18 protein-coding genes are annotated in these 16,659 nt (G+C 63.2%); 5 read left to right on the forward strand and 13 right to left on the reverse strand.

Translation table 11 applies throughout. The features are described 5' to 3' along the window. Positions 1-8: 8 nt before the first annotated feature. From EPO09_RS05450 to EPO09_RS05460, 3 genes are all read left to right on the forward strand, one after another. A complete protein-coding gene (locus tag EPO09_RS05450; RefSeq protein WP_290641004.1) occupies positions 9-719 on the forward strand; it encodes a Nif3-like dinuclear metal center hexameric protein in 711 nt (236 codons plus the stop codon). Positions 720-798: 79 nt separating this feature from the next. Continuing rightward, entirely contained in the window at positions 799-2,472 is a 1,674-nt protein-coding gene (locus EPO09_RS05455; protein ID WP_290640966.1) for a FecR domain-containing protein, read from the forward strand. Continuing rightward, positions 2,469-4,784, forward strand: coding sequence for a CHASE2 domain-containing protein (locus EPO09_RS05460; RefSeq protein WP_290640968.1), 2,316 nt, complete (start codon positions 2,469-2,471; stop codon positions 4,782-4,784). The genes EPO09_RS05455 and EPO09_RS05460 overlap by 4 nt, the downstream gene beginning before the upstream one ends. A gap of 12 nt (positions 4,785-4,796) precedes the next feature. Here EPO09_RS05460 and EPO09_RS05465 read toward each other — a convergent pair whose 3' ends face one another. The 12 genes from EPO09_RS05465 to EPO09_RS05520 form a co-directional block, all read right to left on the reverse strand. Further along, a complete protein-coding gene (locus tag EPO09_RS05465; RefSeq protein ID WP_290640970.1) occupies positions 4,797-5,381 on the reverse strand; it encodes a CBS domain-containing protein in 585 nt (194 codons plus the stop codon). A 184-nt stretch (positions 5,382-5,565) separates the two neighbouring features. Further along, positions 5,566-6,345: an imidazole glycerol phosphate synthase subunit HisF gene (gene hisF, locus EPO09_RS05470; protein ID WP_290640973.1), complete on the reverse strand. Its 780-nt coding sequence runs from the start codon at positions 6,343-6,345 to the stop codon at positions 5,566-5,568. A gap of 18 nt (positions 6,346-6,363) precedes the next feature. Then, positions 6,364-7,110, reverse strand: coding sequence for a 1-(5-phosphoribosyl)-5-[(5-phosphoribosylamino)methylideneamino]imidazole-4-carboxamide isomerase (hisA, locus tag EPO09_RS05475; protein WP_290640975.1), 747 nt, complete (start codon positions 7,108-7,110; stop codon positions 6,364-6,366). Between the two features lie 51 nt (positions 7,111-7,161). After that, the gene (hisH, locus tag EPO09_RS05480) at positions 7,162-7,848 is read right to left on the reverse strand and encodes an imidazole glycerol phosphate synthase subunit HisH (RefSeq protein ID WP_290640977.1); all 687 of its coding nucleotides are present in this window, start codon (positions 7,846-7,848) and stop codon (positions 7,162-7,164) included. Between the two features lie 37 nt (positions 7,849-7,885). Continuing rightward, positions 7,886-8,494 (reverse strand): imidazoleglycerol-phosphate dehydratase HisB, encoded by a 609-nt coding sequence (gene hisB, locus EPO09_RS05485; RefSeq protein WP_290640978.1) that lies wholly within the window; start codon positions 8,492-8,494, stop codon positions 7,886-7,888. Between the two features lie 11 nt (positions 8,495-8,505). Then, positions 8,506-9,606, reverse strand: coding sequence for a histidinol-phosphate transaminase (hisC, locus tag EPO09_RS05490; protein WP_290640980.1), 1,101 nt, complete (start codon positions 9,604-9,606; stop codon positions 8,506-8,508). Between the two features lie 3 nt (positions 9,607-9,609). Next, complete coding sequence (hisD, locus tag EPO09_RS05495) at positions 9,610-10,923, reverse strand: histidinol dehydrogenase (RefSeq protein WP_290640983.1); 1,314 nt, start codon at positions 10,921-10,923, stop codon at positions 9,610-9,612. A gap of 25 nt (positions 10,924-10,948) precedes the next feature. Further along, on the reverse strand, positions 10,949-11,593 hold the full coding sequence (hisG, locus tag EPO09_RS05500) for an ATP phosphoribosyltransferase (protein ID WP_290640985.1): 645 nt from the start codon (positions 11,591-11,593) through the stop codon (positions 10,949-10,951). A gap of 15 nt (positions 11,594-11,608) precedes the next feature. Beyond that, positions 11,609-12,907: a UDP-N-acetylglucosamine 1-carboxyvinyltransferase gene (gene murA, locus EPO09_RS05505; protein ID WP_290640987.1), complete on the reverse strand. Its 1,299-nt coding sequence runs from the start codon at positions 12,905-12,907 to the stop codon at positions 11,609-11,611. A gap of 105 nt (positions 12,908-13,012) precedes the next feature. Continuing rightward, positions 13,013-13,267 carry a BolA family protein gene (locus EPO09_RS05510; RefSeq protein WP_290640989.1) on the reverse strand — a complete coding sequence of 85 codons (255 nt, stop codon included), beginning with the start codon at positions 13,265-13,267 and terminating at the stop codon, positions 13,013-13,015. A gap of 31 nt (positions 13,268-13,298) precedes the next feature. Further along, complete coding sequence (locus EPO09_RS05515; RefSeq protein ID WP_290640991.1) at positions 13,299-14,072, reverse strand: ABC transporter permease; 774 nt, start codon at positions 14,070-14,072, stop codon at positions 13,299-13,301. Next, positions 14,069-15,004 carry an ABC transporter ATP-binding protein gene (locus tag EPO09_RS05520; RefSeq protein ID WP_290640993.1) on the reverse strand — a complete coding sequence of 312 codons (936 nt, stop codon included), beginning with the start codon at positions 15,002-15,004 and terminating at the stop codon, positions 14,069-14,071. The genes EPO09_RS05515 and EPO09_RS05520 overlap by 4 nt, the downstream gene beginning before the upstream one ends. A 129-nt stretch (positions 15,005-15,133) precedes the next feature. On the opposite strand from EPO09_RS05520, the gene EPO09_RS05525 reads away from it, so the two are divergent. Further along, positions 15,134-15,391, forward strand: a complete 258-nt coding sequence (locus EPO09_RS05525; protein WP_290640994.1) for an acyl-CoA-binding protein — start codon at positions 15,134-15,136, stop codon at positions 15,389-15,391. Between the two features lie 95 nt (positions 15,392-15,486). Here the strand turns inward: EPO09_RS05525 and EPO09_RS05530 are convergent, their stop codons facing one another. Further along, complete coding sequence (locus EPO09_RS05530) at positions 15,487-15,792, reverse strand: polyhydroxyalkanoic acid system family protein (protein ID WP_290640998.1); 306 nt, start codon at positions 15,790-15,792, stop codon at positions 15,487-15,489. Between the two features lie 92 nt (positions 15,793-15,884). Between EPO09_RS05530 and EPO09_RS05535 the strand changes: the two genes are divergently transcribed. Beyond that, positions 15,885-16,659 (forward strand): amidohydrolase (locus tag EPO09_RS05535; RefSeq protein ID WP_290641001.1); only part of this gene is annotated, 775 nt, incomplete at its 3' end.

Genomic DNA, 16,659 nt, shown 5'->3' on the forward strand with positions numbered 1-16,659 from the left:
TGCAACAACTGCTGGAGGCGGACCGGTTCAAGGATTATGGGCCGAACGGTCTGCAAGTTGAGGGCAAGCGCGAGATTCACAAGATCGTGACCGGCGTGACCGCCAGCCTGGCCTTGATCGACGCGGCCATTGAGGCCCAGGCCGATGCCATCATCGTGCACCACGGTCTGTTCTGGCGCGGTCAGGATGGCCGGATCACGGGCTGGATGAAGCAACGCGTGGCGCAATTGATCCGGCATGACATCAACCTCTTTGCCTATCACCTGCCGCTGGATGCCCAAGCCACTTTGGGCAACAACGCGCAATGGGGGCTGGAGCTGGGCCTGGTGGCCGATGCACGCTTTGGCGATCAGGACCTGGGCTTCATCGGCCCTGTGCCCGATGGGCTGGATCTGGCTGGTTTGGCGCAACGGGTCACCAAAAAGCTGGGGCGAACGCCTGTGGTGGTGCCGGGAGACGGGCGAGCCTTGAAGCGCGCCGCCTGGTGCAGTGGCGGCGCCCAGGGCTACTTCGAAGGGGCAATTGCAGCCGGTGTGGACGTGTTCCTGACGGGCGAGATCTCCGAACCACAGGCGCATTACGCGAGGGAAACCGGCGTGGCCTTCCTGGCCTGTGGCCACCATGCCAGCGAACGCTATGGCATTGCGGCCGTCGGGCGTCACCTGCACACCACGCTGGGTTTGCAACATGCGTTTCTGGATATCGACAATCCGGCCTGACCTTGCTTGATTTCATTGCTCGCGTCACACGCATCGCGTAAGCTCTCGGCGAATCAATCAAACCCGGGAAGTTCTGGCCATGCTGCTCGCGCATCGAACAGCCTGGGCCGTTGCTTGGCTGTGCACTGCATCGCTGGCATATGGCCCAGATGTCTCCCTGGCGGGCACGGCAGCCTGTCACACACACACGGCGGTTGCCGGCGACACGCTCATCGGCTTGAGCCAGCATTACCTGGCCAGGCCGCAGCAATGGCAGGTGCTGGCACGCGCCAACCATGTGCCCAACCCACGCCGGATCCCGATCGGCACCAGCTTGTGCATCCCGGTTGAGCAGATGAAGTCCACGCCCAAGCCAGGCGTGGTGCTGGAGGTGGTGGGAGAAGCCTCGGCGACGTCAGGCAACAAAGCGCAAGCCAGCTCCGCGCGCGCCGTGCAAAAAGGCGATGGGGTGCAACCGGGCATGAGCTTGCGAACCAGCCCGACAGGCTACGTGACCGTGCAATTGGCTGACGGCTCCATTCTCAAGATTCAGGCCAACACGGAAGCCCGGCTGGACAGCTCCCAGCACTACGAGGAAGCCGGCTTCTACGCCTCGGTATGGTCCGTGCTGCGCGGACGAGTCGAATCCCTGGTCACGCACTTGACGGGTGGCCAGCCTCGCTACCAGATCAAGACACCGCAGGCCGTGCTGGGCGTGCGCGGCACCGAATTCCGCGTGGCTACGGATGGGCACCGCACCTTGGGCGAAACCTTGGCCGGCACGGTGGCGGTATCGAGCGGCCAGCAGGCTGCGCTCATCGCGGCAGGCCAAGGCACCATCGCCGATGCACAGGCCAAAGTCGCCCCACCCCTGCCTTTGCCACCGGCGCCGCCGCTAGACGGCCTGCCCAACTTGTTCGAACGCCCCTTGCTGCGCATTGACCTGCCAGCTGTGACTGGCGCGGCCAGCTACCGACTGCAGATTGCCGAAGACGCCGACTTCCGCCGCGTGCGTGCCGAACTGACCGACACACAGCCGCATTTCCGCGTGAGCGATCTGCCTGATGGGCCTTACTTCCTGCGCATGCGTGTGGCCAACGCACAAGGACTGGAAGGCCGCGATGCCCAGGCCACCTTCCAGCTCAAGGCCAGGCCCGAGCCACCGATCCCAACGGCACCAGGCCATCAGGCCAAACTCCGAGCGCACGAAGCCACACTGAGCTGGACGAGCCATCCACAGGCCACGCGATACCGTTTGCAGATCGCCCGTGACGCCGCGTTCACCCAACTGATCAGCGAGCAAACGGACATCCGGGACACGCAATGGCACACACCCTTGCCTGTGGGCGACTACTTCTGGCGCATCGCCACGACGGGCGCCTCCACCACAACAGGCCCAGACCTGGGGCCCTGGGGCGACGCGCAGATGCTGATGATGCGCGAGCCCCCCGCGCAACCACCGCCACCCACGCTCACACCGGATGCCCTTCAGTTCAGCCTGCAGGCCGAGCCGGGCCAACGATTCGAATTCCAGATGGCCCGTGATGAGGCCTTCGCCGATCTGATCAAGGAAGTACCATCCGACAAGCCTGAGGTGAGCCTGCCCCGACCAGCCGAAGGCGGACGCCTGTATGTGCGCTACCGTGCCATTGACCCGGACGGTTTCATCGGCCCCTACACGGCCCCCCAGTTGGTGTTGCTGCCCAGTTGCGTGCGCAGTGGACAAGGCACCTGCGTGCGCAGTGGTGAGCGCTTCGTCACCAGCCAACCATGACGACGGTCAAAAACAGCAACCATCTGCGCGAGTGGTGGTTTGTCAGCTTCGGTCTGATGGCGCTGACGGCGGCCGCTTGCTGGTGGCACTGGACCTGGCATCTCGATCAAGCCGTTTATGACGCGGCCCAAAGCACCTGGCTGCGCTCGCCAGCCCAGGACATCGTGATCGTGGCCGTTGACGATGCCAGCCTGCAAGCCATCGGTCGCTGGCCGTGGAAGCGCGCCATCCATGCTCAGGCTTTGAAACAGATCCAGCAAGCCGGCCCCAAGTCCGTGATGCTCGACCTCCTGTTGAGCGAAGCCGATACCGACCCGCAGCAAGACTTCGTGCTGGCGCAAGCCATGCGCGAGTCAGGCAAGGTGGTGCTGCCGGTCAGCCATGCCCTGGACGGTGTGGGGCAAGGCCATGAACTGCGACCACTGCCGATTTTCCAGGACAACGCCGCCCTGGCCCATGCCGACGCCGCCATGGATGTGGACGGCACCGTTCGCTGGGCTTACCTGTGGGCTGGCAGCCAGGCCAACCGCTACCCTCACCCGGCTTTGGCCATGTTGAAAATGGCAGGAGAGTGGCCGGCTGACATCCCACCCCAATCCTTTCAGGAAACCGCATCCACATCCCCCTATTGGCATCGCGAACAAGCCATGCCCATCCCGTTTCTGGGCGCACCGGGGCGCATCGCACATGTGTCTTACGCCGCTGTATTGCGAGGTGAAGTCGCACCGGGCACCTTCCGCAACCGGCACGTACTGATCGGCGTGACGGCGCACGGACTGGGCGAGACCTTCCAGACACCGGTCTCCCAACAGGGTGAAGGCATGTCCGGCGTGGAGGTGATCGCTCAATTTCTGGATGCCTTGCGACAAGGCAAGCGCATTGAGGTGCTGCCCAAGATCGCGCACGCAGGCTTGTCTGCATTGTTGGTACTGGCCTTGCTGTGGCACTTTCGCCAAGCCACCCCACGCCATGCCTTGATCGCCAGCGCCATCCTGGCCATGGGTGCGGTACTGGCGTCCTGGGCGCTGATGGCATGGGGCATCTGGTGGCCGCCATTCGGGTTGACGCTGGGCGCCCTGCTGAGCTACCCGGTCTGGAGCTGGCGCAAATTGGAGGCCACCGCGCAGGATCTGGAAGCAGAACTGCGCGCCATGGCTGGCGAGCCCGACGTGAAGGCCGCCTTACCTGCTCGCGAACGCCCCGTTGGCGCCGACTTCATGCAGCAACGCACGGATGCCATCAGTCGCGCAGGTGCCCAGCTGCGGCAGGCCAGGCAGTTGCTCGCCCACACCCTGGCCACATTGCCTGACGCTGTGTTCGTGGTGGACACACACCATGTGGTGACGCAAGCCAATCAACAAGCCTGTGCCATGACGGGTTTCAGTCAGCCCTCCGCGTTGATCGGGCGACGCCTGGGCGAAATACTCGCGCCCTTGACACCCACCGAGGCACCCACCTGGGACATGCTGCTGGACAAGGCTCAGCAAGCGCATAAAGCGATGAGCACGGAAGCCGTGCACCCACGCGGCAAACAATATCTGATGGCCATGGTGGCCGTTGACCACGAAGCCCCTGACAGCGGCGTCATCGTGTGCGCCACCGACGTCACGGCGCTGCAGGAAGCTGAGTTGCAACGCGCCGAGTTGCTGGGCTTCATTGCCCACGACATCCGCTCCCCCCAGGCCTCCTTGATTTCACTGGTGGAGTTGCACCGCATCGGTGGCCACATGTCGCAGGAAGAAACGCTCAAACATGTCGAGTCCATGGCGCGACACACTCTGGAGCTGTGCGAAGAGCTGCTGCAAGTGATGCGCGCAGAAACTCGTGCCATCGCCCCCATGCCTGGTGACCTGGTCAAGCTGGCAGAGGGCTGCATGAGCGACATGCAATTGCAGGCGCGCGCCAAGGACATCACCTTGTCTGGTGACTGGCCTGCAGGCCGCACGCAGTCAGCGTCGTTTGATGACTATCTGGTGCACCGCGCGTTGGTCAACTTGCTGAGCAACGCCATCAAGTTCAGTCCCAAAGGTGGGCAGGTCTCAGTGTCGGTCAAACAGGAGCGCCACTGCCACGTGATCGCCGTGCGCGATCAGGGGCCAGGCATTCCGGAATCGGAACTGGGCCGCCTGTTCAAACGCTATGAACGCGTTGAACAAGGCCGCCCATCAAAGTTGGCCGCCGGCATTGGTCTCGGGCTGGTGTTCATCGACACCGTAGCCCGACGCCACGGCGGTGAGGTCAAGGTCATCAACAGTCCAGGCGAAGGCGCCTGCTTCGAGCTCTGGTTGCCCGACTCACTTGGCCAGCATTGACACTGAACACGGTCAGTGCGCCAGCACCATCTCCAGCTCGGCAAAACTGCGTGAGTGCAGATCGGGCTCGATGGTCGTGTTCATGGCCATCTCCAGGCGGCGCGCCGAGAACAGGCCACGCAACACGGTCTTGCCATTCTTTTGCTGCGTCACCAGGAGATAGCGCAGGCCGTGTTCATGCAGGGTCTCGGCGATGTCGCCCAGGCGCGCCGTGCGCACGCTACCCAGGTCCACCGTATCCCATTGCGTAACGGGCACCATCACATCGGCCACGGTCAGTTCGCGATGAGGCACCTGCCTGGTGGAAGCGTGCACGACGGGCCGCTCGCCCTGGATGTCTTCCGCCGTGACCATGCCAACCAGTTCACCCGCCGCGTCGGACACGAACACCATGCGCACACCGGCGCGCAGCATCAGGTGCATGGTCTGATCAAGGCCATCTTGCTGATGGGCCACCACGCAGGCACTGTGGTGCAGGTCGGTCAGCAAGCTCATGGCGGGATCGTGTGCCAAGGCCATACGCTGCACCTTGGGCAACTCGGGCGCCATGGTCATGGATGACAGTGGCAGTGGCTTGAAACGATGGGATAAGGGCATGAGTCACTCCTGACGAAGATGTGTTCCCGAGACGCACATTACGCCTGATATGTCGGCGCCACGGTGCTCGGACTCAAACCCATGTTGGCAGAGATGTGATGTCGTTCACGCCAAAAGAAAAGGCCGCAAGATGCGGCCTTTCGGGGTCTCTCGCTGGCGACATGCTCGCCAACTTGTGTGAACTTCAGATGCGAACGGGAATGCCGCGTTGCGCCATCAGCGCCTTGGCTTGCGCCACGGTGTACTCGCCGTAGTGGAAGATGCTGGCAGCCAGCACGGCATCCGCCCCACCCTGCTGCACGCCATCGGCCAGGTGATCGAGGTTGCCCACGCCGCCCGAGGCGATCACAGGCACACCCACGGCGTCGCTCACAGCACGGGTCAGTTCCAGATCGAAGCCAGACTTGGTGCCGTCTCTGTCCATGCTGGTCAGCAAAATCTCGCCGGCACCGTGCTCAGCCATCTGTCGGGCCCAAGCAACAGCATCCAGGCCCACGTTCTTGCGACCACCATGGCTGTAGACATCCCAGCCCGGCCCGCGTGCAGCCAGGTCTTCGCCCTGGCGACGCTTGGCATCAATGGCCACCACGATGCACTGCGAACCGTATTTGTCCGAAGCATCACGGATCACCGGCGGATTGGCCAGCGCAGCCGAGTTGAAGCTGACCTTGTCGGCACCGGCATTGAGCAGGCGGCGCACGTCATCGACCGTGCGCACGCCCCCACCCACCGTCAGCGGGATGAAGACCTGCGAAGCCACGGCCTCGATGATGTGCAGGATCATGTCGCGGCCATCGCTGGTGGCCGTGATGTCCAGGAAGGTGAGCTCGTCAGCGCCTTGTTCGTTGTAGCGTGCGGCGATCTCGACCGGATCACCAGCATCGCGCAGTTCAACGAAGTTCACGCCTTTGACGACGCGCCCGCCTGTGACGTCCAGGCAGGGAATGATGCGTTTGGCTAACACTGGAAGGCCTTTGCTCGATCAGCCTTGGCCATTGAGTTCGTCGGCACGCTTTTGCGCGGCTGCGAAATCAAGGTCACCGGTGTAGATGGCGCGACCGCAGATCACGCCTTCCACGCCTTCGGACTCGACAGCGCACAGCTCTTCGATGTTCTTGATGTTGGACAGGCCACCCGAAGCGATCACCGGCACGGTCAGGGCCTGAGCCAGCTTGACGGTCGCTTCAATGTTGATGCCCGACAGCATGCCGTCACGGCCGATGTCGGTGTAGATCACGCCCTCGACGCCGTAGTCTTCGAACTTCTTGGCCAGATCAATCACTTCATGACCGGAGAGCTTGCTCCAGCCGTCGGTGGCGACCTTGCCGTCCTTGGCATCCAGGCCCACGATGATGTGGCCGCCAAAGGCCGTGCAGGCATCGCGCAGGAAACCGGGGTTCTTGACCGCAGCCGTGCCGATGATGACGTAGCTCAGACCATCGTCCAGGTAGCGCTCGATGGTGTCGAGGTCGCGGATGCCGCCGCCCAGTTGCACCGGGATCTCGCTGCCGACTTCTTTGATGATGGCCTTGATGGCCGCTTCATTGACGGGTTTGCCGGCAAAGGCACCATTGAGGTCCACCAGGTGCAGGCGTCTTGCGCCAGCATCCAGCCAGCGCCGGGCCATCGCAGCCGGGTCCTCGCCGAACGTGGTGGAGTCATTCATGTCGCCTTGCTTAAGGCGAACGCATTTGCCGTCTTTCAGGTCAATCGCAGGGATCAGCAGCATGGCTGTGGTGCGGGTTGGGTGGAGAAATCGTCAGAAAACCCCGAAAGCCAATCAAGGCTTCCAGAGCAGGAAATTGCGGTACAGCGCCAGACCATGGTCCGCACTCTTTTCAGGGTGGAACTGGGTGGCGAAAATGTTATCCCGGGCAACGGCGCAGGTAAAGCGGACACCGTATTCGGTCTCGCCTGCGCTGTGTTGGGGATTATCCACAACTGCATGGTAGCTGTGGACGAAGTAGAAGTAGCTGTCGTCAGGAATCCCCGCCCAGACCGGATGCGGCTGACCACCCCAGACGCCTTCGTGGCGAGGTTGGTGCACGCGGTTCCAGCCCATCTGGGGCACCTTGTAGCGGCTGCCGTCAGGCTGTGTCATGCCATCCAGGCGGAACTTGATCACCTTGCCGGGCAGCAAGCCCAGGCCAGGTGTGTCCTGCTCTTCGGAGTGATCCAGCAGCATCTGCATGCCCACGCACACGCCCATCAAGGGCTTGTTGGCGGCGGCATCCAGCACGGCGCCCAGCAGGCCGCCACCATGGGCGCCACGCAGTTCGCGCATGCAATCGCGCATGGCACCCTGCCCTGGCAGCACCACGCGCTCGGCAGCGTGCACCACATCCGGGTCATTGGTCACCACGACCTTGAGGTTCAGATCCTTGGCTGCGTGTTCAACCGCCTGCGAGACGGAACGCAGGTTGCCCATGCCGTAGTCAATCACGGCCACTGTCGATGTCTGGCTCATGGAGTCAAAAAGAAAGCATCAATACAGGGGCACAGGCTCACAGCGAGCCTTTGGTGGACGGGATCACGCCGGCCATGCGAGGGTCGCGCTCCAGCGCGCCGCGCAGTGCACGGGCAAAGGCCTTGAACACGGTCTCGGCCTGGTGGTGCGCGTTGACGCCCTTCAGGTTGTCGATGTGCAGAGTGACACCCGCGTGGTTGACGAAGCCCTGGAAGAACTCGTAGGTCAACTGGGTGTCGAAGCCGCCAATGCTGCCGGCCGTGAAGGGGATGTCGATGTGCAGGCCGGGACGGCCGGAGAAATCGATCACGACGCGCGACAGGGCTTCGTCCAGCGGGACGTAGGCGTGGCCGTAGCGGCGGATGCCCTTTTTGTCGCCCACAGCCTTGGCAAAAGCCTGGCCCAGGGTGATGCCGACGTCCTCCACGGTGTGGTGGCCGTCGATGTGCAGGTCACCCACGGCGTGGATGTCCAGATCGATCAGGCCGTGGCGGGCGATCTGGTCGAGCATGTGGTCGAAGAAACCGATGCCGGTATGCAGCTTGGCCGCGCCGGTGCCGTCCAGGTTGATGCGGACGGTGATCTGGGTTTCGGCGGTGTTGCGGGTGACCTCGGCCACGCGGTCGGCGCCAGCTTGGGCAACCATGTCAGGAGCGTTCATGCAGGGTTGAAATTCAGGGGTTCGCGCAGGACTTCGGACAATGCCGCGATGAGCGCGTCATTTTCCGAGGGTTTCCCAACGGTCAGGCGGATACAGTTTGCCAGCAAACCGTGCAGGCCCGCCACATTTTTGATCAGGATGCCCCTAGCTTTAAGGGCGTTGAAGGTGCCGGCGGCATCGTTCACGCGGACCAGGATCATGTTGGCCTGGCTCGGGTATGCCTTGGCGCCGGGCATGTCTGCCAGTGCTGCCAGCAGGCGGGCGCGCTCGGCCTTGATGAGCTCGGCCTGGCGAGCGAACTCGTCGGCGTGTTCCAGGGCGAACAGCGCGGCTTCCACATTCAGCACGCTGATGTTGTAGGGCGGACGCACCTTCTCGACCTGCTCGATCAGGTCCTTGCGGCCCATCATGTAACCCAGGCGGATGCCGGCCAGACCGAATTTGGACAAGGTGCGCATCAGCAGCACGTGCGGGTGCTTCGTGAGGCGATCGAGGTAGCTCTTGCTGGCGAAGGGCTGGTAGGCCTCGTCGATGATGACCAAACCCTGGCCGTTGGCACCCACGGCGTCGATGATCTGCTCGATCACCGCGTCATCCCACAGATTGGCTGTGGGGTTGTTCGGGTAGGCGATATACGTCAGCGCGGGCTTGTGCTCGCGGATGGCGGCCAGCATGGCGGGGCCATCGAGCTCGAAATCGGGCGTCAACGGCACGCCGACGAACCTCATGCCGCTTTGCTTGGCAAAGGCTTCGTACATGACGAAACCCGGCAGCGGCGCCAGGGCCACGGCACCCGGTTGGGCACAAGCCACGGACAGCAGCGAGATCAGCTCATCCGAGCCATTGCCCAGCACCAGGCCGTGATCGGCGGGCACATGAGCATAGGCACGCAGGGCCGCATGCAGGTCGTTGACGCGCACACCGGGATAGCGGTTCATGGCCACTTTGCCCAGGCGCTCACCCAGCTTCGCCTGCAACTCGGGCGGCAGCGTGAAGGGGTTCTCCATCGCGTCGAGCTTGATGTAGCCAGCGGCGTCCTGCACCACATAGGCGTGCATGGCGCGGACATCAGGGCGGAAAACGTCGAGCAGGCTCATGGCTTATTTCTTCAGGCGGAATTCAGCTGCCTGGGCGTGGGCCTGCAGGCCTTCGCCGTAAGCCAGCACCGCGGCCGTCTTGCCCAGCACTTGCGCACCGGCTTCGCTCACTTCGATCAAGCTGGAACGCTTCTGGAAGTCGTACACGCCCAGCGGCGACGAGAAGCGGGCCGTGCCAGACGTAGGCAACACGTGATTGGGGCCGGCACAGTAATCGCCCAGCGACTCAGATGTGTAGGCACCCAGGAAGATGGCACCAGCGTGCTTGAGCAGAGGTTCCCACTTGTGCGGATCGTTGCTGCTGACTTCAAGGTGCTCCGGCGCGATGCGGTTGGAGATCTCGCAGGCCTCTTCCATGCTGCGCGTGTGGATCAGGGCGCCCCGCCCTTCCAGCGAAGCGCGGATGATCTCGGCGCGCGGCATGGTGGGCAGCAGGCGATCGATCTCGGCCTGAACCTTGGCGATGTAGGCGGCATCCGGGCACAGCAGGATGCTTTGCGCCAGTTCATCGTGCTCGGCCTGACTGAACAGGTCCATCGCGACCCAGTCAGGCGGCGTGGAGCCATCGGCCAGCACGAGGATCTCGCTGGGGCCGGCGATCATGTCGATGCCGACCTGACCGAACACGTGCTTCTTGGCACTGGCCACATAGGCGTTGCCTGGGCCGGTGATCTTGTCGACCTTGGGCACGGTGGCGGTACCGTAGGCCAGCGCGGCCACAGCCTGGGCGCCGCCAATGGTGAAAGCACGGCTGACACCGGCCACATAGGCAGCCGCCAGCACCAGCGGGTTCTTTTCGCCGCGCGGCGTGGGCACGACCATGATGATCTCGGCCACGCCGGCCACATGGGCAGGGATGGCATTCATCAACACGGACGAGGGATAGGCCGCCTTGCCGCCGGGCACATAGATGCCCACGCGGTCCAGCGGCGTGACCTTCTGACCCAGCAAGGTGCCGTCTTCATCACGGTATTGCCAGCTCAGGCCACAGGCCTCTTTCTGGCGCTCGTGGTAGCTGCGCACACGCTTGGCAGCGCTTTCGAGGGCTTCGCGCTGCACGGCGGGCAGGCTGTCAAAAGCGGCCTTCAACTCGGCCTGACCGAGCTCCAGCGCAGCCATGCTGTCAACCGGCAGGTGATCGAAACGGCCGGTGTACTCCAGCACCGCTGCATCACCACGCAGGCGCACATCAGCCAGGATCGCGCCCACGCGGTCTTCGATGGCCGTGTCGGTCTCGGCCGACCAATGCAGCACCTTCTGGAAGGCGGCATCGAAATCGGGCTGAGTGGTAGCGAGGTGGCGGATCTGGACTGTCATGAGCGATGAGGATCTCAGAAGTGGCTTACTTGTTCTTCGGAATGGCGGACTCGAAGGCCTGGATCAGCGCACGGATCGGCTCACGGTTGAGCTTGAGCGAGGCCTGGTTGACCACCAGACGCGAGCTGATGTTCATGATGTGCTCGACCTCGACCAGCTTGTTGGCCTTGAGCGTGTTGCCGGTGGACACCAGGTCCACGATGGCATCGGCCAGGCCGGTCAGCGGGGCCAGTTCCATCGAACCGTAGAGCTTGATCAGGTCCACGTGCACGCCCTTGTTGGCGAAGTGATCGCGCGCGATGGTCGTGTACTTGGTGGCCACGCGGATGCGCGAACCCTGCTTCACGGCGGCTTCGTAGTCGAAGTCAGCACGCACCGCCACGCTCATGTGGCACTTGGCGATGTTCAGGTCCAGCGGCTGGTAGAGGTTGTCGCCACCGTGCTCGATCAGGATATCCTTGCCGGCCACGCCGATGTCGGCGCCACCGTACTCCACGTAGGTGGGCACGTCGGAGGCACGCACCAGCACCACACGCACATCAGGGCGCGTCGTGGGCAGGATGAGCTTGCGGGTTTTTTCCGGATCCTCGGTCACCTCGATGCCGGCTGCGGCCAGCAGGGGCAAGGTTTCTTCGAAGATGCGGCCTTTGGAAAGTGCAAGGGTGATCATGTTGTTGCGGCGTCCTTATGCCTTGACGCGTTCGATGTCGGCGCCGATGCCGCGCAGCTTGGCTTCCATGCGATCGTAGCCACGATCGAGGTGGTAGATGCGGTCAACCAGGGTCTCGCCCTCGGCCACCAGGCCGGCGATCACCAGGCTGGCGGACGCGCGCAGATCGGTGGCCATCACGGTGGCGCCAGACAGCTTGGGCACGCCTGTGACCACGGCACTGTGACCATCCACGGCGATATTGGCGCCCAGGCGGATCAGCTCGTTGACGTGCATGAAGCGGTTTTCAAAGATCGTCTCGTGAATGACCGCCGTGCCCTCGGCCACGCAGTTGAGCGCCATGAACTGGGCCTGCATGTCGGTCGGGAAGGCTGGGTATTCGCGGGTGCGGAAGCCCACTGCCTTGGGCCGTGCATCGGCCTTGACGCGGATCCAGCCTTCACCCGATTCAACGCTCACGCCGGCTTCACGCAGCTTCTCGATGACGGACTCCAGGTGCTCGGCATTGGCCTTGCGCAGGGTGACGTCACCACCGGTGGCACCCACGGCGCACAGGAAGGTGCCGGTTTCGATACGATCCGGAATGATCTGGTGGGCTTGCGCGCTGCTCAGGCCATGGAGCTTGTCCACGCCCTGGATGCGGATGCGGTGCGTGCCCTGCCCTTCGATCTTCGCGCCCATGGCGATCAGCAGATTGGCCAGGTCGGTGATCTCGGGTTCTTGTGCGGCGTTTTCGAGGATGGTTTCACCCTCGGCCAGCGTCGCGGCCATCAGCAGGTTTTCCGTGCCGGTAACGGTGACCATGTCGGTCGTGATGCGGGCACCCTTCAGGCGGGTGAGCTGACCATTGGCATCCAGCGGCGTGCGCGCTTCGATGTAACCGTGTTCGACCGTGATCTGCGCACCCATGGCCTGCAGGCCCTTGATGTGCTGGTCCACCGGGCGCGAACCAATCGCGCAGCCGCCAGGCAAGGACACGCGAGCGCGGCCAAAGCGCGCCAGCAATGGGCCCAGCACCAGGATGGAGGCGCGCATGGTCTTGACCAGCTCGTACGGGGCCTCGGGCTTGTCCACGCGGCCGGCATCCAGCGTCATCGTGCTGGCTTCATCGGCATGGCGCTCGGCCACGACACCCATATTGGCCAGCAGCTTGAGCGTGGTGGACACGTCCTGCAACTGCGGCACATTGCCCAGCGTGACCGGCTCGGCACTCAGCAAGGTGGCGCACAGGTCGGGCAAGGCGGCATTCTTGGCACCGGAAATGATCACTTCGCCTTGCAGGCGACGACCGCCGCGGATCAGGAGTTTGTCCATGAGGAAACACAAAGGGCGCGAAGCTGCCGCCAAAGCGGTAGTCGCGCCTGATTAGAGAGGTCTAAAAACTGGCTGAGCGCCTTGCGGCCACTTCAGACTGTGAAATCAGGCCTTGGGAGCCTGGTTGGCCCACTCGGCAGGCGTCAAAGTCTTCATGGACAGGGCATGGATCTCAGCCCGCATTCTATCGCCCAGGGCCTGGTAAACGCGCTGGTGGCGACCAATTCGAGTCTTGCCTTCGAACTCGGCCGACACGATGGTGGCGAAAAAGTGCTGGCCATCGCCCTCCACTTCCAGGTGATCGCAGGGCAGACCGGCTGCGATGTATTGCTGGATCTGATCGGGCGTGGGATTGGCCATGATGAACTCTGAGAAGGGCAAAGAAGGGAAATCAGGAACGGATTTTGTACCCGGTCTTGAGCAAATGCAGCGCCAGCAGCGAAACACCCAGCGTGGCAATCGCCACCACGCCCAGGCTGAGCCAGGGGCTGACGTCACTCGCACCGAAGAAACCGCGCCGGAAGCCGTCGATCAGGTAGAAAAACGGGTTGAGGTGCGACAGGCCTTGCCAGAACCCTGGCAGCGAGTGCACCGAGTAGAACACGCCAGACAGGAAGGTCATGGGCACGATGATGAAGTTCTGGAAGGCGGCCATCTGGTCGAACTTGTCGGCCCACAGCCCGGCGATCAGGCCGAGCGAGCCCAGCAGCGTGCCACCCAGCACGGCGAAGATCAGCGCCCACCAGGGCTCGGCCAAGCCGGGCGGCGCAAACCAGGCCGTCACGGCGAACACGCCCGCCCCCACCGCCAGGCCCCGCACCAGCGAAGCGCCCACATAGGCGAGGAACCAGGCGCGGGGTGACAGTGGCGTCAGCAGCACGAACACCAGGTTGCCGGTGATCTTGCTCTGGATCAGCGAGGAAGAGCTGTTGGCAAAGGCATTCTGCAGCAGGCTCATCATCACCAGGCCAGGAATCAGGAAGCGCGTGTAGCCCACACCCTGGAACACCTGAACGTGATCTTCGAGCACATGGCCGAAGATCAACAAATACAGCACGGAGGTCAGCACCGGCGCGCCGATGGTCTGGAAGCTCACCTTCCAGAAGCGCAGCACTTCCTTGATGAACAGCGGGCGTGCACCCTGAACGGAATCGATCCAGTTCATGCGGCCACCTCCACCTTGGCTGGCGTGCCTTGGTTGCCCTGCATGATGGACAAGAAGACGTCTTCCAGATCCGCCCGGCCCATCTCCAGATCTTCCACGTGGCACTGGGCCACGCGCAGTTGCGCCAGGATCTGCTCGATCTCGTTGGCGTCACGCGCGGGCAGTTGCACGATCCGTCCGGTAACCCGCGCACGCGCTGCCAGTTCGGATGGCAAATCGTGATCCGTCTTGAAGCGCAACATGGTGGAGGCGGTGCCCGCCAGCAATGCCGAGGTGCGATCCAGCGCCACCAGTTGCCCCTGCTTGAGCATGCCGATGCGGCCACACAAGGCTTCGGCCTCTTCCAGATAGTGCGTGGTCAGCAGCACGGCGTGGCCTTGCTTGTTGAGCTGGGCGATGAAATGCCACAGCGTCTGGCGCAGCTCCACGTCCACACCGGCGGTGGGTTCGTCCAGCACGATCACGGGTGGGCGGTGCACCAGGGCTTGCGCCACCAGCACGCGCCGCTTCATGCCGCCGGAGAGCTGCCGCATGTTGGCATCGGCCTTGTCGCTCAGGCCCAGATTGGCCAGCAGCTCGTCGATCCAGTCGTCGTTGCGGCGCAGACCGAAGTAGGCACTCTGGATGCGCAAGGTTTCACGCACCGAAAAGAAGGGGTCGAACACCAACTCCTGTGGGACCACGCCCAGGGCCTTGCGTGCCGCAGCGTAATCGCCCACCACATCGTGCCCCTGGACGGACACCTTGCCGGACGAGGCCCGGCTCAAGCCCGCCAAGATGCTGATCAGCGTGGTTTTGCCTGCACCGTTGGGGCCCAGCAGGCCGAAAAACTCGCCTTCTTCGATGTCGAAGCTGACGCCTTGCAGCGCGCGCACGGTGCGGTCGCCCGACTGGAAGGTTTTGGTGACGTTCTGGAATGAAACTGCGCTCATGAGAGGCACGATTCTAGAGAATCCTGGATGACCCCATGGTTTCTCTGGCACTGGCTTGAGGGGGCACGCGGTGATGCCGCCTCGTCAAACGGGCAGTAACATGCGCCTGCGTTTTCACAGGAGACAAACATGTCCGATCTTCAAGCCCGCTTCGACAAGGCCCTGGCCGACTCCAAACTGCTGCCAGCCAAGCCTGACAACAACACCCTGCTACAGATGTACTCGCTGTTCAAGCAAGGCAGCGTGGGCGACGCCACCGGCGACCGCCCCGGCTTCACCGATTTCGTGGGCCGCGCCAAGTACGACGCCTGGGCTGGCCTGAAGGGCAAGAGCCAGGACGAAGCCAAGCAAGGCTACATCGACCTGGTCGAATCGCTGAAGAAGTAAGCGCCTTGCGCCATCACGGCGCAGGCAAAAGCAAAACGGGCTGCGCGATGCAGCCCGTTTGCATTTCTGGCGGCCAATGAGCCGCGCAGCCCGGATCAGGCCTTGCCCGAAGCCTTGTCGATGATGCGACCGAGGTTCTTGGCAATCTCGGATTCGATCATGGGCTTGAAGGCCTTCATCATCATGCCCAGCTTGACGTCCAGGTCGAAGCTGGTGCCAGTGACGGTCATCAGGCCAGTCACGCCCATGCGCTCGAACGTGATGGTGTCCTGGTCGGCGCCTTCGGTGTGCTTGCAATCCAGGCCCATCTTCTTGGCCGAATCTTCGGCCCACTGCTTGGCCAGCTCGCGGGCCTTCTCCAGACCCAGGGTATGTGCTTGGGAAAACTTGACGTCGCTCATGGCGAATCTCCTCATTGGTCGTAACGCCTGCACACTATAAATAAGCTCGGGCGGGTAATATCTGGCACTTGTTCGAAAAGTCCCCTGAATGTATGACTGTGTCGCACGTTGAACTGCCCCCGACCGTCCTGCCCGAGTTGCTGGACCAGGCTGATGCCATGAGGGCGCTGCGTCGCGACATCCATGCCCACCCGGAGCTGTGCTTCGAAGAAGAACGCACCGCCGACCTGATCGCGCAGACCTTGCGCAACTGGGGCATCGAGGTGCACACGGGCCTGGGCAAGACCGGCGTCGTGGGCGTGATCAAGGGCCGGCCGGGCAAACGGGCCATCGGCTTGCGTGCCGACATGGACGCCCTGCCCATGACCGAGCACAACACCTTCGCGCATGCCAGCCGCCACCAGGGCCGCATGCACGCCTGCGGCCACGACGGCCACACCACGATGCTGATGGCCGCCGCCCAGCAACTGGCGGCCACGCGTGATTTCGACGGCACCGTATACGTGGTGTTCCAGCCCGCTGAAGAAGGCGGCGGCGGCGCGCGCGAAATGATCCGCGATGGCCTGTTCACGCGCTTCCCGATGGACGCCATCTTCGGCATGCACAACTGGCCAGGCATGGCCGTGGGTGAGTTCGCCATCAAGAGCGGCCCCTGCTTTGCCTCCAGCAACGAGTTCCTGATCACCATCCGCGGCAAGGGCTGCCATGGCGCCATGCCCCACCTGGGCGTGGACCCGGTGCCCATTGCCTGCCAGTTAGTGCAGTCCTTCCAGACCATCCTGACGCGCAATATGCGCCCGATCGAAACCGGCGTGATCTCGGTAACGATGATCGAGGCGGGTGAAGCAACCAATGTGATCCCCGATT

This window comes from Aquabacterium sp. (assembly GCF_004297345.1).
Classification (GTDB): domain Bacteria; phylum Pseudomonadota; class Gammaproteobacteria; order Burkholderiales; family Burkholderiaceae_C; genus Aquabacterium.